Source organism: Micromonospora sp. L31, assembly GCF_052068075.1.
In the GTDB taxonomy this organism is placed as follows: domain Bacteria; phylum Actinomycetota; class Actinomycetes; order Mycobacteriales; family Micromonosporaceae; genus Micromonospora; species Micromonospora purpureochromogenes.
Genome location: NZ_JBQHDC010000013.1, coordinates 68,208 through 93,918 on the forward strand (window position 1 = coordinate 68,208; position 25,711 = coordinate 93,918).

The following is a 25,711-nucleotide window of genomic DNA, read 5'->3' on the forward strand; positions in this document are numbered from 1 at the left end:
CCGGGTGGGGCGCCGGGCCATCGCCGCCCGGCGCCCCGACCCCCATCGATCTTCAAGCCGGCCTCAAGTACGCCCCCGCACGCTGTCCCTCGTCATCGCGGCTGAACACGGACGCGGTAGTAGTCGACCGGCAGTGAGGGACGTACTGCGATGTTGAGTTCGAGGGCCTGCACGTGCCCGGACGGTGTCCGGTGACGCGGCGCGTCGTCATCACCGGGATAGGCGTACGCGCCCCCGGTGGCAACGGCACCAAGGAATTCTGGGACCTGTTGACCGCGGGCCGGACGGCGACCCGGCGGATCTCCTTCTTCGACCCGTCGCCGTACCGGTCCCAGGTCGCCGGGGAGGCCGACTTCGACCCGGCCCGGGAGGGGCTGACGCCCCGTGAGGTCCGGCGGATGGACCGGGCGTCGCAGTTTGCCGTGGTCTGCGCCCGGGAGGCGGTCGCCGACAGCGGCCTGGACTTCGGCGCGCTGGACCCGCACCGGGTCGGGGTGAGCCTGGGCAGCGCGGTCGCCGCGGCCACCAGCCTGGAGCGGGAGTACCTGGTGCTCTCCGACAGCGGACGGCGGTGGGAGGTCGACGCCGACTACGTCTCGCCGCACATGTTCGACTACCTGATTCCCAGTGTCATGCCGGCGGAGGTGGCCTGGACGGTGGCGGCCGAGGGGCCGGTGGCGATGATCTCCAACGGCTGCACCTCCGGCCTGGACTCGGTGGGCCACGCCGTCCAGCTGATCCGGGAGGGCAGCGCGGACGTGATGCTGGCCGGCGCCTCGGACGCGCCGGTCACGCCGATCGTCGCGGCCTGCTTCGACGCCATCAAGGCCACCACCTCCCGCAACGACGACCCGGAGCACGCGTCCCGGCCCTTCGACGGCTCTCGCAACGGGTTCGTCCTCGCTGAGGGGTCGGCGATGTTCGTGCTCGAGGAGTACGCGAGCGCCCGCCGCCGCGGCGCGCACGTCTACGCCGAGGTCTCCGGGTACGCCACCCGGTGCAACGCGTACCACATGACGGGGCTCAAGGCCGACGGCCGGGAGATGGCCGAGGCGATCCGGGTGGCGCTGGACGAGTCGCGGCTGGACCCCACCGCGATCGACTACGTCAACGCGCACGGCTCGGGCACCCGGCAGAACGACCGGCACGAGACGGCCGCCTACAAGCGCAGCCTCGGCCAGCACGCGTACGAGGTGCCGGTCAGCTCGATCAAGTCGATGGTCGGGCACTCGCTCGGCGCCATCGGTTCCGTCGAGATCGCCGCCTCGCTCCTGGCGATCGAGCACGGTGTCGTACCGCCCACGGCCAACCTGCACGAGGCCGACCCGGAGTGCGACCTCGACTACGTGCCGCTGGTCGCCCGGGAACAGGACGTCGACACCGTGCTGACGGTCGGCAGCGGTTTCGGCGGTTTCCAGAGTGCGATGGTGCTGCGACGGCCGGAGGTGCGGGCATGACGGGCACGGTGGTGGTCACCGGCATGAGCGTGGCGACCCCGGTCGGGCTGGGGCTCGAACGATTCTGGGCCAACGTCCTCGCCGGCCGGAACGGGATCAGCCGGATCACCCGCTTCGACGTCGCCGCGTATCCGGCCGCGCTGGCCGGGCAGATCCTCGACTTCCGGCCGGAGGAGCACCTGCCGAGCCGGCTGCTGCCGCAGACCGACGTCTCCACCCGGCTCGCCCTGGCCACCGCCGACTGGGCGATCGCGGACGCGAAGGTCGACCCGGCCACGCTGACCGACTACGACATGGGCGTGGTCACCTCGAACGCCTCCGGCGGCTTCGAGTTCACCCACCGCGAGTTCCACAAGCTCTGGTCGCAGGGACCGCAGGCGGTCAGCGTCTACGAGTCGTTCGCCTGGTTCTACGCGGTGAACACCGGTCAGATCTCCATCCGCAACAGGATGCGCGGCCCGAGCAGCGCCCTGGTGGCCGAGCAGGCCGGTGGCCTCGACGCGGTGGGGCACGCGCGGCGGACCGTACGCCGCGGCACCTCGCTCGTGGTCACCGGCGGGGTGGATTCGGCGCTCGACCCGTGGGGCTGGACGTCTCAGGTGTCCAGCGGCCGGGTCAGCGCCGCCACCGAACCGGACCGGGCCTACCTGCCCTTCGACGGGCGGGCCGCCGGTTACGTTCCCGGCGAGGGCGGCGCGATCATGGTGCTGGAGGACCTCGCGGCGGCGCGCGAACGCGGCGTGCCGCAGCGGTACGGGGAGATCGCCGGCTACGCCTCCACCTTCGACCCGCCCCCCGGGTCGCCGCGCCCGCCCGCCCTGCGCCGAGCCGCCGAGCTCGCCCTCGCCGACGCGGGGATCGCCCCGGACGCCGTCGACGTGGTGTTCGCCGACGCCGCGGGCGTGCCCGAGCTGGACCGGGTGGAGGCCGAGGCGATCAGCGGTCTGTTCGGCCCGCGCGGCGTGCCGGTGACCGCGCCCAAGGCGATGTTCGGCCGGCTCTACGCCGGGGGTGGCCCCACCGACCTGGTCGCCGCCCTGCTCGCCATCCGTGACGGGGTGATCCCGCCGACCACCGGCACCACCCAGGTGCCCGAGCGGTACGCCCTCGACCTGGTCCTGGACCAGCCCCGACCGGCCCCGGTCTCCACCGCCCTCGTGCTCGCCCGGGGCCGGTGGGGGTTCAACTCCGCCGTCGTCGTCCGCGCCGCCGGATGACCGGCCCGCTTTCGCACACCCCGACCACAAAGGAGCCATCCATGAGCACGATGACCATCGACGACGTGCGCCGCATCCTCGTCGCCTGCGCCGGCGAGACGGACGCGGCGGCCTTCGACGGCGACATCGACGGCGTCGAATTCGAGGAGCTGGGGTACGACTCGCTGGCGCTGATGGAGACCGCCGCGCGGATCGAGCAGGAGTACGGGGTGCGCATCCCCGACGAGCGGATCGCCGACCTGCGTACCCCCCGCGAGCTGGTCGACCTCGTCAACGGCGCCGCGGCCGGGACGTCATGACCCCGGCCGTCGGAGAGCCGATGAGCCCGTCCCGGCCGCACCGGACCGTCCACACCCACGTCGTGGCCGCGCCCCCGGAGGTGGTTTACGAGCTGGTCGCCGACGTACGCCGGTGGCCCGTGATCTTCGAGCCGACCGTGCACGTACGGCACCTGGAGCGCACCCCGGGTGTCGAACGGTTCGAGCTCTGGGCGCAGGTCAACGGCCGGGTGAACACCTGGGCGTCCCGGCGCGACCTCGATCCGGCCGGCCTGCGGGTCACCTTCCGGCAGGAGCGCAGCCAGGCGCTGTTGACCTCGATGGGCGGCGACTGGACGTTCCGGCCGGTAGGCGGCGGGCGGACCGAGGTCGTGCTGACCCACCGGTTCACCGTCGACGGCGGCGAGGAGCAGCTGGCGTGGATGAACCAGGCACTGGACACCAACAGCGCCCGGGAACTGGCCGCGCTGGCCCGCGTCGCCGAACTCGGGCACCCGGTGGACGACCTGGTCTTCTCCTTCACCGACCGGGTCGTGCTGCCCGGTGTCAGCGCCGCCGACGTGTACGCCTTCGTGCGGCGCAGCGACCTGTGGCCGCAGCGGCTGCCGCACGTCGGCCGGGTGTCGCTGAGCGAACCGCAGCCGGACGTGCAGGACATGGAGATGGACACGGTGACCGCCGAGGGCCGGTCACACACCACCCGCTCGATCCGGCTCTGCCTGCCCGGTCAGATCGTCTACAAGCAGGTCGTCCCGCCGGGAATGCTCCTCGGGCACGCCGGGTCGTGGGAGTTCGCCGACGGTCCGGGCGGCGCGGAGGTCCACGCCCGACACAGCGTGGCGGTCGACCCGGCGGCGATCGACGCCGTCCTCGGCGCCGGCAGCACCCCGGCGGACGCCCGCCGCCACCTGCGGGACGTGCTCGGCCGCAACAGCCGGGCCACGCTCGAGCACGCCGGCCGGTACGCGCGGGAGCAGCCGGCCCCGCACACCGGGGCGGGTGTGTCCCGGTGAGCGTTCCCTCGGTGGTCCCCGCTGCGGCGACCGGTGACGTGGACGGCGCGCTGACCGAGGTGGCCGACGGCGTCTTCGCGTACACCCAGCTGCCCGGCGGCTGGTGCGTCAGCAACGCCGGCGTCGTCGTCGGGTCCGACGGTGTCCTGGTGATCGACACCCTGGCCACCGAGCGACGCGCCCGGCGCCTGCGGGCGGCCGTCGACGGGATCGGTGGGGGACCCGGACGCCTGGTGGTCAACACCCACCACCACGGCGACCACAACTTCGGCAACCACGTCTTCGGCCCGGGCGCCACCGTCGTCGCGCACGAACTGGCCCGTACCGAGATGGCCGACACCGGGCTCGCCCTGACCGGCCTCTGGCCCGACGTCGACTGGGGCGACGTGCGGGTCACCCTGCCCGCGGTGACGTTCGCCGACCGGCTCACCGTGCACGTCGGTGACCGGCGCGCCGAGCTGGTCCACGTCGGGCCGGCGCACACCACCAACGACGTGGTGGTGTGGCTGCCCGACGAGCGCGTCCTGTTCGCCGGGGACGTGGTCCTTTCCGGGGCCGCCCCGTTCAACCTCATGGGCTCGGTCTCCGGGGCGCTCACCGCACTCGAACGGCTCCGAAAGCTGGAGCCACGCACCGTGGTCTGCGGACACGGGCCCGTGACGGGGCCGCAGGCCATCGAGGACAACATCGCCTACCTGCGCTGGGTCCGGGACCTGGCCGCGACGGCGCACGCGGAGGGCCTCACCCCGTTGGCGGCCGCGCGGTCGGCGGACCTCGCGCCGTTCGACCACCTGCTCGACGGCGAGCGCATCGTGGGCAACCTGCACCGCGCGTACGCCGAGATCGCCGGTGGCCCGCCGGGCCGGCCGCTGGACGTCGTCGCGATCTTCGGCGAGATGGTCGCCTACAACGACGGCCGGTTGCCGACCTGCCGGGCCTGACCCGGCGCCCACGCCACCCCGCACCCCTCACGTTAGGAACGGTCGCTGTGTCCATGACAACCGCGCCGCGCGCCCGCCGGGTGTTCGCGGCAGCCGTAGCCGTCGCCGGTCTGCTCACCCTCGCCGCCCAACTGCCGGACGGCGGATCGTCCCCCGCCCCCGCGGCGGCGCCCGCCCGCGCCGACCACCACCACGCCGTCGGGGAGCCGGCCCGGACGACGGTCGCGCCGCCGCCACTGGACCCCCGGACCGTGCCGGTCGCGTTCGTCGCCGGCCCGCAGCGGTCCGGCGCGAAGGGGGACACTCCGCTGGACGTCTGCCTGGTCCTCGGCCGGGAGAAGGAGCGGACGGTGAAGCTGCCGCCCGCCGCGGCCGAGCGGCTCTACCGCGCCACCCGCTCGTACCCCGGCCCGTGCGCCGACTACGGCCCGCCGAAGCGGCTCGGCGACGGGACGGTGCGGATCTACTCCCAGCTCGCCGGTGACCGGCCGGTGAGCCTCGGCTTCGTCCTCGACCGTCGGGCGCTCGGCGGCCTGCCGACCGAGCCGACCGACGGCGCGCACTGCTACGACGTCGACGGCGACGGTACGACCGACCCGGCCACCGAGTGCGTCCACGAGCACGAGTACCTGCTCGACCTGCCGCAGCGCTTCCGGGACGTGGTCGGCGGCCCGTTCCAGTGGGCCATGCTGAACTGGGACCCGCGCGGGCACGCCCCGGCCGAGATCTACGGCACCCCCCACTTCGACCTGCATTTCTACCTTCAGGACCGGGCGGAGACGGCGGCCATCGGCACCGGGCCGTGCGGTGGCGGGAACCTCGTCGACTGCGCGGACTACGCCGAGGCGCGGCTGCCCGTGCCGGCCCGCTACCTGCCCGCCGACTACCTCGACATCGACGCCGTGGTGCCGGGCATGGGCAACCACCTCGGTGACCCGACGGCCCCCGAGTTCAACGGCCAGCCGTTCACCCACACCTTCATGTACGGCGCCTACGGCGGTGACATCACCTTCTACGAGCCGATGATCACAAGGGCCTGGCTGGCGGACCTCGCCGCCGGGCGGGTGGAGCCGACCTGCCGGCCGCTCAAGCTCCCCGCGGCCTGGAAGGAGGCCGGTTGGTACCCGACCAGCTACTGCATGTCGTACCGGGCCAACCGGCAGGAGATCACCGTCTCGCTGACCGACTTCGTGTCGCGGCCCGCCTCCTGACCCCTCCATTCTGCGGACGACCGGGAGATTCCGATGCGCTCAACTGATTCCACCATCAGCGACAACGGAGTCCGCCCGGTCGATCCGGCGGCCTACCGGGAGGCGATGGCCCGCTTCCCGACCGGGGTGACGATCGTGACCACGCACGACGAGGACGGCACCCCGTACGGCTTCACGGCGAGCTCGTTCTGCTCGGTGTCCCTCGACCCGCCCCTGGTGCTGGTCTGCCTGGACCGGTCGGCCAACTCGTTCCCCGTCTTCCAGCGCAGCCGCCACTTCGCGGTGAGCTTCCTGCGTGCCCACCACGTGGACCTGGCCAAGCGGTTCGCCAGCAAGAGCCCGGACAAGTTCGGCGCCGGCGGCTTCGTCCGCACCGACGGCGGGGCGACCGTGCTGCGCGAGGCGCTCGCCGCCGTCGAGTGCGTCATCGACAGCCGCCACGTGGCCGGGGACCACGTGATCCTGGTCGGCGGTGTCCAGCGGGTCCTCCTCCCCGGCGAGGGGTCGCCGGTCGTCTACTTCGACCGCGGCTTCCGCGCGCTCTGCGGCGGCGACTGCCCGCACCCGGCGGAGCCCGGCGCCGGCCGTCCGGCCGACGGGGCGAGCCGGCCCTGACCTCATCCGCACCGAACTTTCTTCCGGAAGGCGCCTGCCATGACGTTCACCTCGGCGATCAAACCCGTCACCGTCGACGACGAGACGTTGCGGGCCCACCTGCGCGACGGGGAGGCGCCCGCGCTGCTGATGACCGTGGCCCACCTGACCGGCGACCTGTCCGTGCTCCGCGACGACCTGCGCCCCAACGGCTGGCTCTTCCTGCCGCAGGGCGGGTTCTCCGCCGAGCAGCAGGCGCATGCCCGGGAGCTGGCGTTCGCGGCGTTGCGCCGCCTGCGCGACGGCGCCCCCGTGCCGCCGCTCGACCCGGCGGCCCTGCGGCACATCACCAGCTGGGCGATGGGCCGGGACACCAGCGACCTGCTACCCCTGCTCGCCCAGGAGGTCGTCCTGCCCGGGGAGGACCCGAAGGCGCCGCAGTGGCACGGCGACGAGCTGTCACCCGGGCACGACGTCGAGGTCGCCATCGTCGGCGCCGGCATGAGCGGCCTGCTCGCCGCGTACCGGCTCAGCCAGGTCGGTGTGCCGGTCACCATCTACGAGAAGAACAGCGACGTCGGCGGCACCTGGTTCGAGAACCACTACCCCGGTTGCCGGGTCGACGTGCCGAGCCATCTCTACAGCTACTCCTTCGCGCCCCGGCTCGACTGGACGGACCACTTCGCCACCCACGAGGCGGTGCTGGACTACTTCCGGGACTTCGCGAAGCAGACCGGGGTGCACGAGCGCATCCGGTTCGACACCGAGGTGCGCGGCGCCGAGTGGGACGAGGCGACCGGCCGCTGGCGGCTCCACCTCGACACCCCCGACGGTCCGCGTACCACCGAATGCGCCGTGCTGGTCACCGCAGTGGGGCAACTGAACAGGCCGAACGTGCCCGACCTTCCGGGGCGGACCGACTTCACCGGCCCGGCCTTCCACTCCGCGCGCTGGGACCACTCGGTGGACCTCACCGGTCAGCGGGTCGCGGTGATCGGCACCGGCGCCAGCGCCTTCCAGTTCATCCCCGAGGTGGCCGCGCAGGCCCGGGAACTGGTCGTCTTCCAGCGCAACGCGCCATGGTTGCGGCCCACGCCGCACTACCACCACGCGGTGCCCGAAGGCGCCCGCTGGCTCTACGAGCACCTGCCGTACTACGCCGCCTGGCAACGGTTCTGGCTGCTGGCGCCGGGGTTGCACGGGGTGCTGGAGGGTTGGGTCGTCGACCCGGACTACCCGCCCACCGAGCGGGCGATCTCCGCGGTCAACGAGGAGTTGCGGGCCACCCTGGCGACGTACCTGGAGGGCCAGCTCGCCGACCGACCGGACCTGCGCGACCGGGTCATCCCCCGCTACCCCGTCGGCGCGAAGCGGGTGCTGCGGGACAACGGCGCCTGGCTGTCGACGCTCAAGCAGGACCACGTGCGCCTGGTCACCGACCCGATCGAGCGGCTGACGCCGCGGGGCGTCCGCACGGCGGACGGCACGGAGCACTCCGTCGACGTCCTCATCTACGGCACCGGCTTCCAGGCGTCGCAGTTCCTCGCCCCGATGCGGGTCACCGGCCGGGACGGTCGGGACCTGCACGAGACGTGGAACGGCGACGCCCGGGCCTACCTCGGTCTGACCGTGCCCGGGTTTCCCAACCTGTTCAGCCTCTACGGACCGAACACCAACCTGTCGGGGCAGGGCGGCAGCATCATCTACTTCTCCGAGTGCGGCGTGACCTACCTGGTCGACGCGGTCCGTCAGCTGCTCGCCGGCGGACACCGCGCCGTGGAGGTCCGGCCGGAGGTCTTCGAGCGGCACAACGCCTGGGTCGACGAAGCCAACGCGCTGCGGGCCTGGGGCTGGTCGAAGGTGAGCAGCTGGTTCGTCAACCGGGCCGGGCGCTCCGCCCAGAACTGGCCCTTCCCGGCCCAGGAGTACTGGCGTCGCACCCGCCGGTTCGACCCGTCGGAGTACCTGATCCGCTGACCGCCCCGGCGCGGCGGCGGCCGGTCGGCCGCCGCCGCGGGGTCAGCGGTGACCGACCGGCGGGCGGGACGGGTAACGCTCGCCGGCGGCTGCGCCGGGCGGGGCCGACGCGTCGATCGCGGCGAGGTCGGCGGGGGAGAGCCGGACGCCCAGGGCGGCGACGTTCTCCTCCAGGTACCGGCGGCGCTTGGTGCCCGGGATCGGCACGACGTCCGGCCCCTGCGCCAGCACCCAGGCCAGCGCGAGCTGACCCGGGGTCACCTCCCGCTCGGCGGCCAGCTTTCGCACCCGGCCCACCAGGGCGAGGTTGTGGTCGAGGTTGTCGCCCTGGAAGCGCGGGGTCCCGCGCCGGTAGTCGTCCTGCTCGAGCTGGTCGAGGCTCGCGATCGACCCGGTCAGCATGCCCCGGCCCAGCGGGCTGTACGCGACCAGACCGATGTTCAACTTTCGCAGCGTCGGCAGCAGGTCCGCCTCCGGCTCCCGGCTGAACAGCGAGTACTCGTACTGGCCCGCGGTGACGGGGTGCACGGCGTGGGCGCGGCGCACCACGTCGGCCGGCGCCTCCGAGATTCCGAGGTGCCGCACCTTGCCCGCCGCCACCAGCTCGGCCAGCGCCCCCCAGGTCTCCTCGACCGGCACCGTCGGGTCCACCCGGTGCTGGTAGTACAGGTCGATGTGGTCGACCCCCAGCCGGCGCAGCGACGCGTCGCAGGCCCGCCGCACGTACTCGGGGCGGCTGTTCAGCCCGAAGTAGCCGTCGTCCGGGCGGCGCTCCACCCCGAACTTGGTGGCCACCACCACCTCGTCCCGCCGCCCGGCGATGGCCTTCCCGAGCAGCTCCTCGTTGGTGAACGGTCCGTACATGTCGGAGGTGTCCAGCATGGTCACGCCGAGGTCCAGGGCCCGGCGGATGGTGGCGACCGACTCGGCGTCGTCGCGGCCGCCGTAGAACTCGCTCATGCCCATGCAGCCGAGGCCGAGCGCGGAGGTGACGAGGCGCTCGCCGAGCGTCCTGCTCTGCATCAGGGTCTTCCCTTCGGTTCCGGTGACCGTCACGGTCGTGACGGCTGGCTGGAGATCACGTAGCGGCGCAGCCGCAGTTCGGCGCCCTGGCCGAACAGCCGGCTGCCGGGCAGGCTGCGCCCGTCGACGAACGCCTGCGGACGCGGCGCGCCGGCGACCGGGTCGAAGTAGTGGGCGTCCGCGGTGGTGAGTCGGACCAGTCCGCTGGCGCTGCGACCCGGGAGCGCGCCGTCGAGGATGGTGAACATGCCCATCCCTCCGGCGAGCTGCCGGGGGGCGACGGTTGTCGGTTCGCCGCCGTGGTCGAGCATCAGGTGCTCGCGGGACGGCAGGGGATGGCCGATGCGGTCCACGGAGAAGACCTCCGCCCCGTCGAGGAACCAGCGCACCGTGCCGGCCGCCCGGTCGTAGGAGATCACCGCGTGGTGCTCGTCGTCGACGGTCCGGTCGGCCACCGGCACGGTGTGCAGGAAGGCGGCGTAGTCGCCGAGCTGACCGCGCGCGTGCGGCAGGCGCTCGTAGAACACGTACACCCGCTTGTTGGTGAGGAAGAAGTCGAAGACCATCGCGGTCTCGTGGTCGAGGACCGGCATCGCGACGGAGGCCAGCCGCAGGTCGTCCTCGGGGTCCCTGACCTGGTCACCAAAGGGGTGGCCGGACGTGCCGTAGGTGCGCCCCGAGAGCCACGTCTCGAACGACAGCACCCGCCCCGGTGCGGCGTCGAAGCCCGGCACGCCCGTACCGGCCAGGTGCTGCGGGTAGGCCAGCCACTTGACATGGTCCAGCGCGCCGGGCACCACCGGCCCGTGCTGCGCCTCCTGCCCGAGGGTGCGGACGAAGGCCGGCTCCGCGGTGGTCGGGTGCACGCCGGAGGAAACCGCCCGCAGGCCGTCGGCGGAGGTGGTGACCTCCGCGTCGTCGCCGACGTGCGGGCCGAAACCGTAGAGGCTCCACCGGGCGTCCGGCCCGGTGCAGTGGAACCCGTCCCGGAAGTCGTCCCAGACGATCCGGTACGGCTCCTCGCCGACAATCTGGACGCCGGCGTTGGACACGGTGGTCACGGATGTGCTCCTAACCCCGGTCGGCGCGCGACCGGTGGGACCGAGGGAGGGGTGGAAGCCCGGACGACCGACCGGGCGTCGCGGTCAGGCGGCCAGGCCCGCACGGAGGGCGGCCACCTGGTCGGCGAGGATCCGCCGGGAGACGGCCGCCTCGGCGACCGCGATCGAGGCGTGGAAGGTGCCGGGGTAGTAACGAAGCTCCGTGCGGACCCCCGCCTGGATGAGCCGGTGCGCGTAGTCGATCGCCTCGTCGCGCAGCGGGTCGAACTCGCAGGCCACCACGAAGGCCGGGGGAAGTTCGGACAGGTCGGTGGCTCGGGCGGGCGCGGCCAGCGCCGGCACGTCGGCCGCGCCGGCCCGCCCGCGCAGGTAGTGACCCCAGCTCACGAGGGCGTTGGCCCGGTCCCACATCGGGGTGTCGGTGAAGGCCCGCGCCGACACGGTGTCGAGCCGGTCGTCCAGGGCGGGGAAGAGCAGGCACTGGTGCCGCAGGGCCGGGCCGCCACGGTCGCGTACGGCCAGGCAGAGCGCGGCGGCGAGGCCGCCGCCGGCGCTCTCCCCGCCGACGCCGATCCGGTCGGCGTCGACACCCAGCTCGGTGGCCTCCTTGGCCACCCACTCCAGTACCGCGTGACAGTCGTCCAGTGCGGCCGGGAACGGGTGTTCCGGGGCCAGCCGGTAGTCGACCGAGACGACGAGCGCCCCCACCTGGTCGGCGATCCGGACACAGGTGTGGTGCACGCCGTCCACGCCACCGATGACGAAGCCGCCCCAGTGCAGGTAGAGCAGCGCCGGGACCGGCCCGGCGACGGCGGGGCGGTAGAGCCGTACGGGCACGTCGGGGGCGCCCGGGGGACCGGGCGCCCGGGTGTCCGTGACCCGCACCGGCGCCGCCGGCAGGTACGGCTGCTGGTGGGCCGCGATGGCGCGGGCGGCCGCCCGCGCCGTCCCGAGGTCGGCGTAGTCGACTCTCGGCAACCGGCTGGCCGGCTCGGCCAGCTCGGGATCGAAGGCGTACACGTCCTACCGCCTCTCGGGTCGGTTCCGGAAGTGCCGTCCACCGGCACCCGGGTGGGGCCGGTGGACGGCGTGGGGTGCGTGGTCGCTCAGAAGGTGACGACGACCTTGCCCCGGGTGTGCTTGCCGACGAAGTCGGCCACCGCCTGCTGCGCCTCGGTGAACGGGTAGGTCGCGCCGACCTCCACCGCGAGCCCGCCGTCGGCCGCCCGGCCGACGAGGCGCTGCAGCAGCCCCTCGCTCGCCTCGATGTGCGCGTAGACGGCCGTGACGTCCCGCTCGAAGGCGGGCGGGCCGCCGGCCGGCGACACCAGGCGCCCACCCGGCCGGGCCGCCGCCGCCGTGGCGGCGAGCCCCGGCCCGGCGTTGATCAGGTCGACCACGACGTCCACCCCGCCGGGCTGCGCCCGGAGGGTCTCCTCCACGGTGTCCGCGGCGGTGTAGTCGATCGCCTCCGCGGCGCCGAGACCGCGGACGTAGTCGACCTCGTCCGGCCGGGCGGTGGCCAGCACCCGGACGCCGGCCTGCGCGGCGAGCTGCACGACGAACGAACCCACCCCGCCGGTGGCGCCGACGACGAGCATCGTGGAATCCGGTGCCGGATCGGCCAGTTCGAGGATGTTCGCCGCGGTCATCGCGGCGACCGGCAGCGCCGCGGCGGCGACCGGGCTGAGCGCCTGCGGTCGGGCCACCACCTCGGGCCCGTCCAGCGCCAGCGCGTACTCCGCGACGGCGCCGCCGACCGGGTGGGTGAAGGCGACCACCTCGTCGCCGGGGCGGAAACGGGTCACCCCGTCGCCGACCGCCTCGACGGTTCCGGCCGCGTCCAGGCCGAGCACGAACGGGTGCTGGACCGGCATGAATTCCTTCATGGCGCCGGTGGCGAGCTTGACGTCGAGCGGGTTGAGCGCCGCCGCCCGCAACCGGATCAGGATCTGGCCCGGTGCGGGGTCGGGCTTCGGCAGCTCGGCGACCACGAGCTGGTCGACGGGTCCGTAGGACTGTGCGATGAGGGCCTTCATGTCGATCGGCTTCCTTCCGAGGTGCCGGTGGCACCGGTGGTTGTCGCCCGCACCGGCGGGGCGGGCGGGTGCGGCGGCGCGGCGCGCCGCCAGGTGAGTACGCGTCGCTGCGCGCGTCCCGAGATCAGCGACGTGCCGTGCAGGACGAGCAGTTCGCCCTCCAGGGCCGCCTCGCGGACGAGCTCGGTGCCGACCATGTGCGGGTGGGCGCTGACCAGGACGGTGTGGCGGATCTCGCCGCCCACCAGCCGCCAGCTGCCGGCGTACCCCATGAACGTCTCGTCCCGCCCGGCCACCGCGGACGGGGGACCGGCGGGGCGACGGTCGGTGCGCATCATGCTGACCGACATGTGCCCGTCAGCGGTGTAGACGAGGACACCGGCCGGCGCCGCGCCCAGCGGGCCCGGCGACCGGCGTCCCTCGTCGTCCAGGTCGAAGTAGGAGACGAGATGCCACACGCCCGCCAACCTCCCCACCGGGACCGGCGTCGCGGGCCGGGAGGCGGTGTCGGCCCCGGTCATCGAGCCGGACCGCGCTGCACCGTGTAACGACGGACCGACAGCTCCGCCCCCTGACCGAAGAGCCGACTGCCCGGGCGGCTCGCCTCGTCGACGAAGCGCTGGGGGGTCGGCTCGCCGGCCACCGGATCGACGTAGAAGCCGGGGTCACCCACCAGCCGGACCAGGCCGACGGGGGAGCGCCCGGGCAGGGCGCCGTCGAGCAGGGTGAGCATCCCCATGCCGAAGTTCAGCTGACGGGGCACGACCAGGGCCTCGGTGCCGCCGTGGTCGAGCATCAGGTGCTCCCGGCCGGGCAGGTGGTGACCGATCCGGTCGACCCGGAACACCTCCCGCCCGTCGAGGAGCCAGCGGGCGACGCCCGCGTCCCGGTCGTACGAGAGGACGAGCTCGTGCTCGTCCTCCGGTGACCGGTCGGCCACCGGCACGCCGTACGAGAACGCCGCGTAGCGGCCCAGCTCGGCGCGGGCGAACGGGAGGCGTTCGTAGAAGGCGTACACCCGCCGGTTGGTCAGCAGGAAGTCGAAGATGACGTACGTCTCCGGATCGACGGCGTTGATCCCGGTCGAGGCGAGCCGGAGGTCGTCCTCCGGGTCGGTGACCTGGTCACCGAAGGGGTGCCCGGTGGTGCCGTGGGTGCGTCCGGACACCACGGCCGTGCCGGTGAGGACCTGTCCGGCCGGTACCTCGAAGCCCGGGGTGCCGTCCGCCGTCCGGTGGGTCGTGTAGACGAGCCACTTGACGTGGTCGAGGACGCCGGGGACCGCGCCCGGCGTGGTGTCCTGGGCGACGGTGCGGGTGAAGACCGGGCGCCCGTCGGGCCCTCCGGAGACCACCCGCAGCCCCTCGGCCGAGGTGTGCACCGTGCCGTCGTCGGCGACGTGCGGGCCGGCGGTGGTGTGGAACCACCGCGCGTCCGGCCCGGTGGTGCGGAATCCGTCGTGAAACTCGTCGTGGAAGAGGCGGCCAGGCGGAACCTCCGCGATGGACCGGGCCGGTGCCACGTCTGTCATGGGTGCTCCCTCATGCCGGGGGGTCCGTCGACGGTGATCCGTGCGACGTGCGGGCGGCGGGGTCAGACGGCGGAGCCGAGCAGCCGGGCGCCGACCGTGGCCAGCCGGTGCCCCTGGTAGTTGGCGGCGGCGAGCACCTGCTCGCCCGGCAGGCCGCCGCCGCCGGCGTGGCCCGTGCCGTACGGGTTGCCGTGGGCGGCGTAGACGCTCGGGTCGGTGTAGCCGGGCGGGACGATCAGGCAGCCCCAGTGGTACATCGTGTTGTAGAGCGCGAGCAGGGTCGACTCGTTGCCGCCCTGCATGTTGCCCGCGCTGGTGAAGGCCGTCGCGGCCTTCCCGGACAGTTCACCGGCGGCCCAGAGCTGACCGGTGCCGTCGAGGAACTGCTTGAGCTGCGCGGAGACGTTGCCGTAACGGGTCGGGGTGCCGAAGGCGTAGGCGTCCGCCCAGCGCAGGTCGTCGTGGGTGGCGACCTCGACGTCGGCGGTGGCGGTGAGGTGTGCCCGCCACGCCGGGTTGCTGTCGATCGCGGCGTCCGGGGCCAGCTCCGGCACCCGACGGAGGCGTACCTCCGCACCGGCCTTGACGGCGCCCTCGGCGAGGGCCTGCGCGAGGGCGTGCACGTTGCCGGTGGAGGAGTAGTAGATGACGGCGACCTTCGTGGTCATGGGCGTCCTTCCGCTGTCGACGCGAGGGGAGAGGACGGCGGGGAGCACGCGAAGCTAAGCGGAACCCCCTCCGTTTGTGCCGAGAGTAACCGTCGTGGCGCGTGCGTGCAACGACCCTCGTCCTGTCGTCCGGTCCGTCGCCCGATCGGACGTCCTCCGATCGGCCGTGGTCGGGTCCTGCGGGTGGTTTCCCCCCCAGCACCGGCACAATGGAGCAACCCGCGCCCCGGGTGGCACCGGTCGGCGCCGACCGAGGGAGGGGGCCAAGGTGGCCGAGCAACCTCCGGCCGAGCGGACACCCGTGGCGCTCAGCCTGCCGATCGCCGGTCGACCGGTCGAGCGCGCCGACGCCGCGCGGAACCGGCGCAAGATCCTGACGGCGGCGGCGGGGATCGTGTCCCGGGCCGGCATCCCCGCCCTGTCGCTCGACGAGGTGGCCCGGGTGGCCGGGGTGGGCGTGGGCACGGTCTACCGCCGGTTCGGTGACCGGGCCGGGCTGATCTTCGCCCTGCTGGACGAGGAGGAGCGGCAGTTCCAGTCCGCCTTCATGCAGGGCCCGCCGCCGCTGGGCCCCGGCGGCCCGCCCGCCGAGCGCGTCCGCGCGTTCCTGCACGCGCTCGTCGACCGGGTCGAGGCACAGCGGGAACTGCTGGTCGCCGCCGAGACCAGCTCGCCGACGGCCCGGTTCACCAGTGGCCCGTACACCATCTACCACATCCACCTGGTCACGCTGCTCGGCCTCGCCCGGCCCGGGGTGGACGCCCACTTCGTGGCCGCGGCGCTGCTGGCCCCCCTCTCCGCCACGTTCCTGACCTTCCAGCGGCGGGAGCGCGGGTTCGCGGTCGACGCGATAAAGGCCGGCCTCGACGACCTTCTGGGGCTGGGCCTGTAGTCGGTGCTCCAGCCGGGGTCGAGTCGTCTTCGACCGGCCCCGGCGATGGTCACCAGCGGGACACGGCACGGCGGCGGGACCAACCGCCCCCGCCGACCGCGCCGTCGGATGTCCCGCCCGGACCGAGGAGGCATCCACCATGCGCGAGCAGAGTTCACCGGCCACGCGTCTCACGCCCACCGCGGTGGCGGACCTCGCCGCGGTGGCGGCGCGCTGCGCCGCCGCGTCCGAGGCCGACCGCCGGCTCGACCCGGACGTCGTGCACGCCCTGATCGACGCCGGCTTCGCGCGTCACTTCGCGCCGACCCGACACGGCGGCAACGCCGGCACCTTCACCGACCTGACCCGCGCCGTCGTCCGGATCGGCGAGGCCTGCACGGCGACGGCCTGGTGCGCCTCCCTGGTGGCGAACCTGGGCCGGATGGCCGGGCTGCTCCCGGCCGAGGGCCAGGCGGAGTTGTGGGCGGACGGTCCCGACGCGGTGGTGGTGGGGTCGCTGAGCCCGACCGGCCGTGCCGAGCCGGTCTCCGGTGGTTGGCGGCTCTCCGGGCGGTGGGCCTACATCAGTGCCGTGGGTTTCGCGGACTGGGCGCTGCTCTGCGGCCAGGTCCCCTCCGACGGCCCGCCGGCGGCGCGGGTGTTCGCCGTGCCGCGCGCCGCCTACGAAGTCACCGACACCTGGTTCAACGTGGGGATGGCCGCGACCGGGAGCAACACCGTCGTCGTGCGGGACGTCCTCGTCCCGGACGCCAGGTCCTTCGACCGCGCGCACCTGTTCACCGGCGCCGCGGCCGCCTCCACCGAGCCCTGTCACGTGGTGCCGCTGCCGGCGGTCAACGGGCTGTCGTTCGTCGCCCCCGTGCTCGGCGCGGCGCGCGGGATGGAACGGGCCTGGACCGGACACGTCGCCGAGAAGATCCGCTCCGCCGCCGCCGGGCCCGCCCCGGCGCCGCCCCGGCGCGTCGAGCAGGACGTCACCCTCGCCCGGACCGCCGGCGAGATCGACGCCGCGGAACTGCTGCTGGAACGGGCGGCCGCCGCCGCCGACCAGGGCGCCGGCATCACCCCGCTGGAGACCAGCCGCAACCTGCGGGACTGCTCGCTCGCCATGGACCTGCTCGTCGAGGCGGTCAACCGGCTGTTCCGGGCGGCCGGCACGTCCGGGCACGCGACCAGCAGCCCGATGCAGCGCGCCTGGCGTGACGTCAACACCGCCAGCAGTCACGTGGCGCTGCAGTTTCCGCCCGCCGCCAGCGCCTACGCGGACCAGGTGTTCAAGATCTGAGCCCTGCGCCCGCCGATCGGCTTCCGTCGCGAGGAGAACCCATGTCCCGCACCACAGCTGTTTCCACCGACACCGACTGGCTGCTGTGCCGGGGTTGCCGTACCCCGGTCTACGGCAAGCGCCTGATCCGCAACCACCGGGTCTGCCCCGAATGCGGCCTGCACCTGCCGCTCACCGCCGAGCAGCGGCTCGGGATGCTGGCCGACGAGGGGCGCTACGAGCCGCTGGCCGTCACGGTGACCAGCAGTGACCCGCTGCGCTTCGTCGACCGGGTGCCCTACGCCGACCGGCTCGCCGACGCCCGCGCCCGTACCGGACTGAACGAGGCGGTGCTCTGCGCCCGGGCCACGGTGCAGGGTGTCCCGGCGATCATGGCGGTGATGGACTTCCGCTTCCTCGGCGGCAGCCTCGGCAGCGCCGTCGGCGAGCTGATCACCATCGCCGCCGAGACGGCGCTGGCCGAGCACACGCCGCTGATCATCGTGACGGCCTCGGGCGGCGCGCGGATGCAGGAGGGGGCGCTGTCGCTCATGCAGATGGCCAAGACCAGCGCCGCGCTGGGCGCCCTGGACCGGGCCGGTGTGCTGACCGTCTCGGTGATCACCGACCCGACGTACGGCGGGGTGGCCGCCTCCTTCGCGACGCTCGCCGACGTGATCGTCGCCGAGCCGGGGGCCCGGCTGGGCTTCGCCGGTCGCCGGGTCATCGAGCAGACCATCCGCCAGGTCCTGCCCGAGGGGTTCCAGACGGCCGAGTTCCTGCTGGCCCGCGGGATGATCGACATGATCGTCGAGCGGGGGCGACTGCGCCAGGAACTGGGCCGGCTGCTGCGCGCGGCCACCTTCACCGGCGTACGCTCCGGCGGCCCCGCGCCGGCGGACCCGGTCGTCCGTGACCACCGTGCGCTGCCCGAGCCGGACCCGTGGCGGCACGTCTCCCAGGCGCGGGACCTCAGCCGGCCGACGACGCTGGACTACCTGTCCCTCGCCTTCACCGACTTCCAGGAGCTGCACGGGGACCGGATCTCCGGCGACTGTCCAGCGGTGGTGGGTGGAACCGCGTGGCTGGACGGCCGGCCGGTGCTGGTGCTCGGCCAGCAGAAGGGGCACGACCCGGCCGAGCTGATGCGCCGCAACTTCGGCATGCCGGTGCCGGCCGGCTACCGGAAGGCGGCCCGGCTGATGCGTCTGGCCGAGAAGCTGGACCTGCCGATCGTCACGCTCGTGGACACCCCCGGCGCCTATCCGGGAGTGGACGCCGAGGAGCAGGGCCAGGCGGTGGCGATCGCCGAGAACCTGCGCCTGATGGCCTTCCTGTCGGTGCCGGTGGTGACGGTGATCATCGGGGAGGGTGGCAGCGGTGGCGCGCTCGGCCTCGCGGTGGCCAACCGGGTGCTGATGTTCTCGAGCAGCGTCTACTCGGTGATCAGCCCGGAGGGCTGCGCCGCGATCGTCTGGAAGGACCCCGCCGCGGCCCCGCGTGCCGCCGCGGCGCTCGGGCTGGACGCCCGGGAGCTGCTGCGCCTCGGTGTGGTCGACGGCGTACTGGTCGAGCCGGAGGGCGGCACGGGGGCGGACCCGCTGCGTGCGGCCGAGCTGCTCGGCGCAGCCCTGCGGGCGAGCCTGCACGAGCTGGGCGCGCTCGCCCCCGACCAGCTCGGCGCCGATCGGCGGGCCCGCTTCCGCCAGTTCGGTTCGGCCGTGACCGTGGAGGCGGAGCTGTTGACGATCAGCGGAGAGGTGCATTGAGCATGTTCAAGAAGATCCTGATCGCCAACCGGGGCGAGATCGCCCTGCGGATCGCCCGTTGCTGCCGGGAGCTCGGGATCCCGACGGTCGCCGTGCACTCCACCCGGGACCGTGACTCGGCCGTCGTCCAGCTCGCCGACCAGGCGGTGCAGATCGGTCCGGCGCCGCCCACCCGCAGCTACCTGAACGCGGCCGCCGTGCTCCAGGCCGCCGAGCAGTCTGGCGCCGACGCCATCCATCCCGGGTACGGGTTCCTCTCCGAGTCACCGGACTTCGCCGACGCGTGCGAATCGCTCGGCGTCACTCTGATCGGTCCGCCCGCCTCCGTGATGGCGGAGCTAGGCGACAAGACCTCGGCCCGGGCCCTGATGACCCGCGCCGGCCTGCCGCTGCTGCCGGGGAGCGTCCACCCGCTGAGCCCCGAGGCGGCCGAGGAACTGGCGGCGACGATCGGATTCCCCGTCATCGTCAAGGCCGCCGCGGGCGGTGGCGGCCGCGGCATGCAGGTCGTCCACGACCGGGACAGCTTCCTCGACGAGTACCGCAGGACCCAGGCCACGGCTCAGATGCTCTTCGGCGACGGCCGGGTGTATGTCGAGAAGTACCTCCGCGACGCCCGGCACGTGGAGATCCAGGTGCTCTGCGACCGGTACGGTCACGCCGTGCACCTGGGGGAGCGGGACTGCACCGTGCAGCGACGCCACCAGAAACTGGTGGAGGAGACGCCGGCGCCGGAGCTGCCCGTCGACCTCACCGAGCGGATGGGAAGGTCCGCCGTCGACGGCGCGCTCGCGGCCGGTTACGTCGGCGCCGGCACCTTCGAGTTCCTGGTCGACCCCGACGGCAGCTACTACTTCATGGAGGTCAACTGCCGCATCCAGGTGGAGCACCCGGTGACGGAGATGGTGACCGGCATCGACCTGGTGCGGGAGCAGATCAAGATCGCCGCGGGTGAGCCGCTCGCGTTCACGCAGGACGACGTCCGGCCCCGCGGGGTGGCGATCGAGTGCCGGATCAACGCGGAGGACCCGGCGCGGGACTTCGCCCCGGCGCCCGGCCTGGTGACGGAGTTCGTGCCACCCGGCGGCCCGTTCGTCCGGGTCGATTCCCATGTGCACGCCGGCTACGAGGTGCCGCCGAACTACGACTCGCTCCTGGCCAAGCTGGTGGTCTGGGCACCCCGCCGCGACGAGGCCATCGCGCGCATGCTGCGGTCCCTGGCCGAGTTCCGCATCTCCGGGCCCCGCGTGCACACCACGGTGGACTTCCTGCGTCAGGTGCTCGACGATCCCCGGTTCCGGACCGCCACGCACACCACGGCCCTTGTCGACCAGCTGACGGACCGACGGTAACGGCGGCGCCGGACCCGGTCCGGCGCCGCCGTCTCGTGGCGCGGCTCTCGGCGCCGGCCCCGCTCGGGGCCGGCGCCGATCGCGTCAGGGCAGCGTGATCGACTGCGAGTGCCGGAAGAAGTTCGTCGGATCCCAGCGGGCCTTCACCTGCTGCAACCGGGGGTAGTTCTCCTTGTAGTAGAGGGTCGACCACGGTACGCCGGAGCGGTTGATCTCGGGGTCGCGGATGTCCATGTCCGGCGAGTTGATGTAGCAACCGTCGGTCTGGTCGTTCGGCACCGGGTAACCGCCGGTGGCGGCGAACGTCTGGCCGTAGATGTCGCGGAGCCAGCCCACGTGCTGGGCGTCCTCCGCCGGGTTGATCCAGAAGTTCTCGTAGAGGGCCAGGAACGCCGAGTTGCGGTGCGGGTACGCGGTGGCGGTGGTGGGCACCGTGTTGACCTTGCCGCCGGCGACCCCGGTGAGCTGGAGGGTCGCGTTGGGGTTCGCGTAGTCCTGGCGGGTCAGGTTCCGCCAGAGGGCCGCGATCTGGGTGTCGGTGAAGCTGCGGCGCAGGTACGCCGACTTCACCGCGCTGCGCATCGTCGGGTCCAGCATGGTGGCCGGGTTGCTGGTGCCGATGAGCCGGGTGGCCGCCAGCCACCGCAGCCGCCGGGGCGGGTACGGGGCGGTGATGCCGGTGTCCCGGGTGACGGCGGCGAGGTAGTCGGCGAGCAGCTTCTCGGCGTCGGGCACGGCCGCGTCGATCTGGGTCAGCAGCCCCATGCCCCCGGCGGACCGGTGCGGGATGAACGCCACCCCGGACAGCGCGGTGTACGGGGAGGTGGCGCCGCTGTTCTGCGCGTACCAGGTGCCGAAGTTGCGCACGAGGGTGGTGAACCTGGCCTGGTCGAGGGCCACCCAGGGCACCGGCACGTTGCTGACGAGCACCTCGCGCGGCGGACGGGGCAGCTGCTGACCGGGGATGGTGCCGGAGGCGTTCGGCGAGCGGAACCAGTAGCGGGTGATGATGCCGAAGTTGCCGCCTCCGCCGCCCGCGCACGCCCACCACAGGTCCCGGTTCGGGTCGGTGGAGGCGCGGGAGGCGACCACGAGCCGGGCGATGCGGTTCGCGTCGACGACGACCATCTCGACCGCCTCGATGTGGTCGGCGACCACCCCGTGGCTGCGGGAGAGCAGTCCGTAGCCGCCGCCGGTGGCGTGGCCGCCGATGCCCACGGTCGGGCAGACGCCGGCGGGCAGGGTGACGTTCCAGCCCTTCTGCAGCGTCTCGTACACGGCGATGAGCAGGGCCCCGGGCTCCACCGCGAAGGCCTGGCGGTTCTGGTCGTAGGAGATCCGGTTCATCGCCGACATGTCGATGACGACCTTGCTGGCGGAGTGGTAGACGAAGTCCGCGTAGCAGTGCCCGCCGCTGCGCACGGAGACCCGCTTGCCGGCGTCGACCGCCTCCTGCACCGCCTGCAGCACCTGGGCCGACGAGGTGACCAGCCGTACGGCGTCGGGCGTCGCGACCCACCGCTGGTTGTTGCCGACGACGAGGTCGGGGTAGCGCGGGTCGCCCGGGGTGACCGTCAGCGCGGGCGTCGTGGTGGTCGTGGCGGCCTGCGCGGGTGCTCCCGTGGCCATACCCGCCACGGCGGTACCCGCGACCGCGGCGGTCCCGCTGAGCAGGCTTCTCCTGCTGATGTGTGCCATGCCGTTCCTTCCCATTCGCATTCTCGGGTGCGCGGACGTGTCCGGCGGGACCGGAAGATCGCGACGGGCGGACCGTTCGGGAAGAGGCGCTGAGTTCGCGCGTGATTTCGGCCCGTCGACCCGGATCGGGTCGAGAACGAGTGCCGAATTCCACCCCCGTGGATGCTCGCCCGGTCCCGTGTGCATCGGGTGCTGTCGGAACACTGAGCCGCAATCAATACGGTATTCGCGACGTCAATTCCGAAACAGCGTCGGAAGGTTCAATGTGATCACCCGAATGGGGGAGTCCTGTTGGCTTTCCGTCACCACTTCGTTGATCTGGTGAATAGCTGACGATGAAAGCGAATTCCGGTGTCCGAATCCTCCCCTTCTTTACGTATGTCGGGACGCGATATCTGATGGATACAGACATCGATGTGACAGTGCGCTTCGTCACAGTTAGGCAATCACCCCGCCCGGGGCCGAGAAATCGCGCCTCTTCCTGCGGAAACAGTCCCCTGCCGGGCCCTCGGTGATCGGGAAACAGATGGTCCTGAGGAGTGGCGAGCATGTGTAAACTGGCGCCCAGTAGCGGGAAGTGGAGGGACCTCCACTTTGCTGGTCCGAGGGGGTGGCCATGGCCGTGACAAGGGGGATCGGCCGCACGTCCCGACTTCTCACCGGCGTGGGGGCGGTGCGGATCAGACCGCTTTCCGGCTGTTCTTCCGGTCTATCGAGAGCGACGGCAGAAGCACCGTGAGCGACGGGGGAGTACCTATGAGGTTCAACGTTCTGGGCCCACTGGAAATCATCACGGATGACGACAGGTCGATCGATGTGAGCCCGTCGAAGACCGGGCAGGTGCTGGCGTTGCTGATCGCCCGGTGCCCCGATGCGGTGGCGGTCGACACCCTCATTAGGGAATTGTGGGGCGAGAAGCCGCCGCGCAGCGCGGTCACCACCCTTCAGACGTACATCTACCACGGCCGGCGGATGTTGGCGCGCGAGTTGTCACCGCTCGGTCAGGACCTGGTGTCGACCAGGGCGCCCGGTTATGCCATGCGGATCGCGGCGCAGGACGTGGACGTGAATGTCTTCGAACGACTCGTGCAACGGGCGCGTGAATTGTTGGTTGACGACGAGCCGGAGGCGGCGCTGCGTGAACTCCGCACGGCACTCGACCTCTGGCGGGGTCCGGCGTTCGCCGGTCTGGCGGTCGGGGAGGTGCTGGCCGCGCACATCGCCCACCTCGACGAGCTGCGACTCCAGGCGACCCACCTGCGGATCACCGCGGAGCGCCGGCTCGGCCGCCATCTGGAGCTCGTGGCGGAACTGCGTGCCCTCGTCGCCGCCCATCCGCTCAACGAGTCCTTCCACGCTCAGTTGATCGAAGTGCTCTACGAGTCGGGCCGCCGGGCGGAGGCGTTGCAGGCATATCAGAACCTGCGCGGCATCCTTGCCCGTGAGCTCGGGGTCGAGCCGACCGTCCAGGTGCAACGCTTGCAGCTGACCGTCCTGCAGGGGGAGGACAGCCGGCTCGCCGGACTGGCCTCCCGGTGACCAGCCGGCCCCGCCCGGTCGTCCGCGATGGCGACGACCGGGCGGAGCGGGCCGGTCAGGAGCCCTCGGTGACGTTGATGAGGAAGAGCGGGTCGTCGTACTCCACCGGCTCGCCGTTGTCGTGCAGCACCGCGCTGACTGTGCCGTGCACCGTGGACTCGACCGGGATCATCAGCTTCATCACCTCCACGATCGCCAGCTGCTGGCCCGGGGCCACCGTGTCGCCCACCGAGACGAACGGCGGGGCGCCGGGTGACGGCGCGTGGAACAGGATCCCGACCGCCGGTGAGCGGACCTGGTGGCCGTCCGGCTCGACGGCGAGGGGTGTGGAGCCACTGCCAGCCGCCACCGCCACGGCCACGGGAGCGTTGGTGGCGGCGTGGGCGGTCGCCGGTTCCACCGGCCATTCGGCCTCGACCGTCACGCCGCCGGCTCGCACGCGCAGGGCGCTCGGGGTACGGCCGAAACCCGTCAGCAGTTCCAGTGTGCTGCTGCGGACCAGTTCCAGCGCGGCCTGGATGTCCCGCATCGCCCGGGGGTCGTGGTCGTCGGGCGTCTCTTCCGGTGGCCGGTGCGGCGCCCGGGTGGTGTCACTCGTCATGACGGTGCCTCTCCTCGAAACCGTGCCGGGTCCGGCTGCTCGATCCGTGTCCGGCCGGTGTCCCGTGACCTGTCAGTAGTTGCCGAGCCCGCCGCAGACGTTCATCGCCTGCGCGGTCACCGCGGCGGCGCCGTCGCTCATCAGGTACGACACCATTGCGGCGACCTCCTCCACCTCGACGTAGCGGCCGATCGGGACCCGTCCGGTGATCCGGGCGTGGGTCTCGGCCTCGTCGACGCCCCAGATGTCCGCGTAGTGCTCCCGCACCCGTTCGGCCATGGGGGTCTCCACGAACCCGGGGCACACCGCGTTCACGGTGATGCCGGTCTTCGCCAGCTCCAGGCCGAGGGCCTTGCTGAAACCCACCACGCCGTGCTTCGAGGCCGAGTAGGGGGCGGCGTGGACCACACCCTGCTTGCCGCCGGTGGAGGCGATGTTGATGACGCGACCCCGGCCCCGCGCCAACATGCCGCCGGTGGTGAGGACCTGCTTGGTCATCAGGAACACGCTGTTGAGGTTGGTGTTGATGACGTCGAACCAGAGCTCGTCGTCGATCTCGGCAGTGGCGCCGCCGCCCGGGCGTCCGGCGTTGTTGACCAGGACGTCGATCGGCCCGTACCGCTCCACCGCCGCGCCCACGAACCGCGTGACGTCCTCCGCGGACCGCACGTCGCAGCTACGGCCGTCGACGTCGAGCCCCTCCGACTGGAGGCTCTTGACGGTGTCCGCGACCGCCGACTCACGGCGGGAACAGATGTAGACGTGTGCCCCGCTGCGAGCGATCGACCGGGCGACCGCCAGCCCAATTCCGCTGGTGGCCCCAGACACGATCGCCACTCGCTGGCTCTGCTCCGACATTGGCTTCCCTTCACCGCACGGCCGACTGTGACGCCGCCGAGGATCACCGTCCGTCCTCGAACACCGGTCGAGGGTGCCTGGAGAGCCGGGTGTCGCGGCCGGGCCGGGGACTGCGCGTCCGGCCTTCGAGCCGGATTCGAGTCCGGACGGTCATCGTGGTGCCGCCGGGGCCCGCCCTCCGGTGCCCCCGTCCAGGCCAGCCATCCCGGAGGTCACCCATGCCGACGTCCACCTCGTTCACCGAGCTGTACACGGAGGTCCAGCAGTTCTACGCGCGGCAGATGCGCCAGCTCGACGAACGCAAGTTGGAGGCCTACGCCGAGACGTTCACCGAGGACGCGGAGTTCGGTCACACGCCCGGACGAGAACCCGCCCGGACCCGGGCCGGCATCGCCGCCGACCTGCACGAGTTCCACAAGCGGTTCGAGAACGACCCGGTGCAGCGCCGGCACTGGTTCAACATGATCGACCTCGAACCGCAGGACGACGGGAGCATCAGCTCGACCTGCTACGCGCTGGTGATCACGACGCGCCCGGGTGGTAAGCCGGACATCGCGCCGAGCTGCGTCGTCCGGGACGTGATCGTGCGCGGCGAGGACGGCGGTCTGCTGCTGCGCTCCCGCAAGGTCGAGCACGACCAGCTCTTCTGAGCCGGCCACGTGCCGGTCGCCCGTCGACGCACTCAGCCCGGGCGGGGCGGCCGTGCCGCCCGGGCGACGGCGCCGTAC

At 72.7% G+C, this 25,711-nt stretch carries 24 protein-coding genes; 14 read left to right on the plus strand and 10 right to left on the minus strand.

The genetic code is table 11. The features are described 5' to 3' along the window. The first annotated feature begins 191 nt into the window (after nucleotides 1-191). Genes ACTMS9_RS26910 through ACTMS9_RS26945 form a run of 8 tightly spaced genes read left to right on the plus strand, consistent with a single transcriptional unit; the run spans nucleotide 192 to nucleotide 8,688 of the window. Nucleotides 192-1,457, plus strand: coding sequence for a beta-ketoacyl-[acyl-carrier-protein] synthase family protein (locus ACTMS9_RS26910; RefSeq protein WP_357916390.1), 1,266 nt, complete (start codon nucleotides 192-194; stop codon nucleotides 1,455-1,457). Further along, nucleotides 1,454-2,674, plus strand: a complete 1,221-nt coding sequence (locus ACTMS9_RS26915) for a ketosynthase chain-length factor (protein WP_441166301.1) — start codon at nucleotides 1,454-1,456, stop codon at nucleotides 2,672-2,674. The genes ACTMS9_RS26910 and ACTMS9_RS26915 overlap by 4 nt, the downstream gene beginning before the upstream one ends. Nucleotides 2,675-2,715: 41 nt before the next feature. Next, nucleotides 2,716-2,973, plus strand: a complete 258-nt coding sequence (locus ACTMS9_RS26920; RefSeq protein ID WP_441148712.1) for an acyl carrier protein — start codon at nucleotides 2,716-2,718, stop codon at nucleotides 2,971-2,973. Nucleotides 2,974-2,993: 20 nt separating this feature from the next. Further along, nucleotides 2,994-3,965, plus strand: a complete 972-nt coding sequence (locus ACTMS9_RS26925; protein WP_441166302.1) for an aromatase/cyclase — start codon at nucleotides 2,994-2,996, stop codon at nucleotides 3,963-3,965. Beyond that, nucleotides 3,962-4,906 (plus strand): MBL fold metallo-hydrolase, encoded by a 945-nt coding sequence (locus tag ACTMS9_RS26930; protein ID WP_441148710.1) that lies wholly within the window; start codon nucleotides 3,962-3,964, stop codon nucleotides 4,904-4,906. The genes ACTMS9_RS26925 and ACTMS9_RS26930 overlap by 4 nt, the downstream gene beginning before the upstream one ends. A gap of 53 nt (nucleotides 4,907-4,959) precedes the next feature. Beyond that, on the plus strand, nucleotides 4,960-6,117 hold the full coding sequence (locus tag ACTMS9_RS26935) for a hypothetical protein (RefSeq protein ID WP_441166303.1): 1,158 nt from the start codon (nucleotides 4,960-4,962) through the stop codon (nucleotides 6,115-6,117). Between the two features lie 33 nt (nucleotides 6,118-6,150). Beyond that, complete coding sequence (locus ACTMS9_RS26940) at nucleotides 6,151-6,732, plus strand: flavin reductase family protein (RefSeq protein WP_350799874.1); 582 nt, start codon at nucleotides 6,151-6,153, stop codon at nucleotides 6,730-6,732. A gap of 39 nt (nucleotides 6,733-6,771) precedes the next feature. Then, complete coding sequence (locus ACTMS9_RS26945; RefSeq protein ID WP_441166304.1) at nucleotides 6,772-8,688, plus strand: flavin-containing monooxygenase; 1,917 nt, start codon at nucleotides 6,772-6,774, stop codon at nucleotides 8,686-8,688. A gap of 42 nt (nucleotides 8,689-8,730) precedes the next feature. Here the strand turns inward: ACTMS9_RS26945 and ACTMS9_RS26950 are convergent, their stop codons facing one another. The 7 genes from ACTMS9_RS26950 to wrbA form a co-directional block, all read right to left on the minus strand. Then, nucleotides 8,731-9,711, minus strand: a complete 981-nt coding sequence (locus ACTMS9_RS26950) for an aldo/keto reductase (RefSeq protein WP_441166305.1) — start codon at nucleotides 9,709-9,711, stop codon at nucleotides 8,731-8,733. A 29-nt stretch (nucleotides 9,712-9,740) separates the two neighbouring features. Then, nucleotides 9,741-10,772: a DUF6081 family protein gene (locus ACTMS9_RS26955; protein WP_441166306.1), complete on the minus strand. Its 1,032-nt coding sequence runs from the start codon at nucleotides 10,770-10,772 to the stop codon at nucleotides 9,741-9,743. Nucleotides 10,773-10,856: 84 nt separating this feature from the next. Beyond that, entirely contained in the window at nucleotides 10,857-11,792 is a 936-nt protein-coding gene (locus tag ACTMS9_RS26960) for an alpha/beta hydrolase (protein ID WP_441166307.1), read from the minus strand. Nucleotides 11,793-11,878: 86 nt separating this feature from the next. After that, nucleotides 11,879-12,811, minus strand: a complete 933-nt coding sequence (locus ACTMS9_RS26965; RefSeq protein ID WP_441148703.1) for an NADP-dependent oxidoreductase — start codon at nucleotides 12,809-12,811, stop codon at nucleotides 11,879-11,881. Continuing rightward, nucleotides 12,808-13,269 (minus strand): lipocalin-like domain-containing protein, encoded by a 462-nt coding sequence (locus ACTMS9_RS26970; protein WP_441166308.1) that lies wholly within the window; start codon nucleotides 13,267-13,269, stop codon nucleotides 12,808-12,810. Before ACTMS9_RS26970 ends, ACTMS9_RS26965 begins: the two co-directional genes overlap by 4 nt. Nucleotides 13,270-13,328: 59 nt before the next feature. Beyond that, nucleotides 13,329-14,342 carry a DUF6081 family protein gene (locus tag ACTMS9_RS26975; protein ID WP_441148701.1) on the minus strand — a complete coding sequence of 338 codons (1,014 nt, stop codon included), beginning with the start codon at nucleotides 14,340-14,342 and terminating at the stop codon, nucleotides 13,329-13,331. Nucleotides 14,343-14,404: 62 nt separating this feature from the next. Further along, nucleotides 14,405-15,010: an NAD(P)H:quinone oxidoreductase gene (wrbA, locus tag ACTMS9_RS26980; RefSeq protein ID WP_441148699.1), complete on the minus strand. Its 606-nt coding sequence runs from the start codon at nucleotides 15,008-15,010 to the stop codon at nucleotides 14,405-14,407. Nucleotides 15,011-15,278: 268 nt separating this feature from the next. Between wrbA and ACTMS9_RS26985 the strand changes: the two genes are divergently transcribed. The 4 genes from ACTMS9_RS26985 to ACTMS9_RS27000 all read left to right on the plus strand — a co-directional run bounded on the left by ACTMS9_RS26985 (nucleotide 15,279) and on the right by ACTMS9_RS27000 (nucleotide 20,287). Then, nucleotides 15,279-15,902 (plus strand): TetR/AcrR family transcriptional regulator, encoded by a 624-nt coding sequence (locus tag ACTMS9_RS26985; protein WP_441148698.1) that lies wholly within the window; start codon nucleotides 15,279-15,281, stop codon nucleotides 15,900-15,902. A 139-nt stretch (nucleotides 15,903-16,041) separates the two neighbouring features. Beyond that, on the plus strand, nucleotides 16,042-17,187 hold the full coding sequence (locus ACTMS9_RS26990; RefSeq protein WP_441148697.1) for a hydrolase: 1,146 nt from the start codon (nucleotides 16,042-16,044) through the stop codon (nucleotides 17,185-17,187). Then, a complete protein-coding gene (gene accD / locus ACTMS9_RS26995; protein WP_441166333.1) occupies nucleotides 17,184-18,935 on the plus strand; it encodes an acetyl-CoA carboxylase, carboxyltransferase subunit beta in 1,752 nt (583 codons plus the stop codon). The genes ACTMS9_RS26990 and accD overlap by 4 nt, the downstream gene beginning before the upstream one ends. Before the next feature lie 2 nt (nucleotides 18,936-18,937). Further along, nucleotides 18,938-20,287 carry an acetyl-CoA carboxylase biotin carboxylase subunit gene (locus ACTMS9_RS27000; protein WP_441148696.1) on the plus strand — a complete coding sequence of 450 codons (1,350 nt, stop codon included), beginning with the start codon at nucleotides 18,938-18,940 and terminating at the stop codon, nucleotides 20,285-20,287. An 84-nt stretch (nucleotides 20,288-20,371) separates the two neighbouring features. Here ACTMS9_RS27000 and ACTMS9_RS27005 read toward each other — a convergent pair whose 3' ends face one another. After that, on the minus strand, nucleotides 20,372-21,985 hold the full coding sequence (locus ACTMS9_RS27005; RefSeq protein WP_441148695.1) for an FAD-binding oxidoreductase: 1,614 nt from the start codon (nucleotides 21,983-21,985) through the stop codon (nucleotides 20,372-20,374). A 735-nt stretch (nucleotides 21,986-22,720) separates the two neighbouring features. Between ACTMS9_RS27005 and ACTMS9_RS27010 the strand changes: the two genes are divergently transcribed. Further along, complete coding sequence (locus tag ACTMS9_RS27010; protein WP_441166309.1) at nucleotides 22,721-23,524, plus strand: AfsR/SARP family transcriptional regulator; 804 nt, start codon at nucleotides 22,721-22,723, stop codon at nucleotides 23,522-23,524. Between the two features lie 55 nt (nucleotides 23,525-23,579). Here ACTMS9_RS27010 and ACTMS9_RS27015 read toward each other — a convergent pair whose 3' ends face one another. Both ACTMS9_RS27015 and ACTMS9_RS27020 read right to left on the minus strand, forming a co-directional pair. Further along, on the minus strand, nucleotides 23,580-24,125 hold the full coding sequence (locus ACTMS9_RS27015) for an acetyl-CoA carboxylase biotin carboxyl carrier protein (protein WP_441148694.1): 546 nt from the start codon (nucleotides 24,123-24,125) through the stop codon (nucleotides 23,580-23,582). A 72-nt stretch (nucleotides 24,126-24,197) separates the two neighbouring features. Beyond that, a complete protein-coding gene (locus ACTMS9_RS27020) occupies nucleotides 24,198-24,983 on the minus strand; it encodes an SDR family NAD(P)-dependent oxidoreductase (protein ID WP_441148693.1) in 786 nt (261 codons plus the stop codon). Nucleotides 24,984-25,201: 218 nt separating this feature from the next. Between ACTMS9_RS27020 and ACTMS9_RS27025 the strand changes: the two genes are divergently transcribed. After that, nucleotides 25,202-25,633: a nuclear transport factor 2 family protein gene (locus tag ACTMS9_RS27025; protein ID WP_441166310.1), complete on the plus strand. Its 432-nt coding sequence runs from the start codon at nucleotides 25,202-25,204 to the stop codon at nucleotides 25,631-25,633. Nucleotides 25,634-25,711 lie beyond the last annotated feature (78 nt).

What these genes read in the sequence shown, in the direction of transcription:
- wrbA (WP_441148699.1), bottom strand. Translation starts at nt 15,010, where the DNA reads ATGACCACGAAGGTCGCCGTCATCTACTACTCCTCCACCGGCAACGTG.
- ACTMS9_RS27020 (WP_441148693.1), bottom strand. Translation starts at nt 24,983, where the DNA reads ATGTCGGAGCAGAGCCAGCGAGTGGCGATCGTGTCTGGGGCCACCAGC.
- ACTMS9_RS26915 (WP_441166301.1), top strand. Translation starts at nt 1,454, where the DNA reads ATGACGGGCACGGTGGTGGTCACCGGCATGAGCGTGGCGACCCCGGTC.
- ACTMS9_RS27000 (WP_441148696.1), top strand. Translation starts at nt 18,938, where the DNA reads ATGTTCAAGAAGATCCTGATCGCCAACCGGGGCGAGATCGCCCTGCGG.
- ACTMS9_RS26965 (WP_441148703.1), bottom strand. Translation starts at nt 12,811, where the DNA reads ATGAAGGCCCTCATCGCACAGTCCTACGGACCCGTCGACCAGCTCGTG.
- ACTMS9_RS27025 (WP_441166310.1), top strand. Translation starts at nt 25,202, where the DNA reads ATGCCGACGTCCACCTCGTTCACCGAGCTGTACACGGAGGTCCAGCAG.
- ACTMS9_RS27015 (WP_441148694.1), bottom strand. Translation starts at nt 24,125, where the DNA reads ATGACGAGTGACACCACCCGGGCGCCGCACCGGCCACCGGAAGAGACG.
- ACTMS9_RS26990 (WP_441148697.1), top strand. Translation starts at nt 16,042, where the DNA reads ATGCGCGAGCAGAGTTCACCGGCCACGCGTCTCACGCCCACCGCGGTG.
- ACTMS9_RS26935 (WP_441166303.1), top strand. Translation starts at nt 4,960, where the DNA reads ATGACAACCGCGCCGCGCGCCCGCCGGGTGTTCGCGGCAGCCGTAGCC.
- ACTMS9_RS26940 (WP_350799874.1), top strand. Translation starts at nt 6,151, where the DNA reads ATGCGCTCAACTGATTCCACCATCAGCGACAACGGAGTCCGCCCGGTC.
- ACTMS9_RS26925 (WP_441166302.1), top strand. Translation starts at nt 2,994, where the DNA reads ATGAGCCCGTCCCGGCCGCACCGGACCGTCCACACCCACGTCGTGGCC.
- ACTMS9_RS26975 (WP_441148701.1), bottom strand. Translation starts at nt 14,342, where the DNA reads ATGACAGACGTGGCACCGGCCCGGTCCATCGCGGAGGTTCCGCCTGGC.
- ACTMS9_RS26945 (WP_441166304.1), top strand. Translation starts at nt 6,772, where the DNA reads ATGACGTTCACCTCGGCGATCAAACCCGTCACCGTCGACGACGAGACG.
- ACTMS9_RS27005 (WP_441148695.1), bottom strand. Translation starts at nt 21,985, where the DNA reads ATGGCACACATCAGCAGGAGAAGCCTGCTCAGCGGGACCGCCGCGGTC.
- ACTMS9_RS26950 (WP_441166305.1), bottom strand. Translation starts at nt 9,711, where the DNA reads ATGCAGAGCAGGACGCTCGGCGAGCGCCTCGTCACCTCCGCGCTCGGC.
- ACTMS9_RS26920 (WP_441148712.1), top strand. Translation starts at nt 2,716, where the DNA reads ATGAGCACGATGACCATCGACGACGTGCGCCGCATCCTCGTCGCCTGC.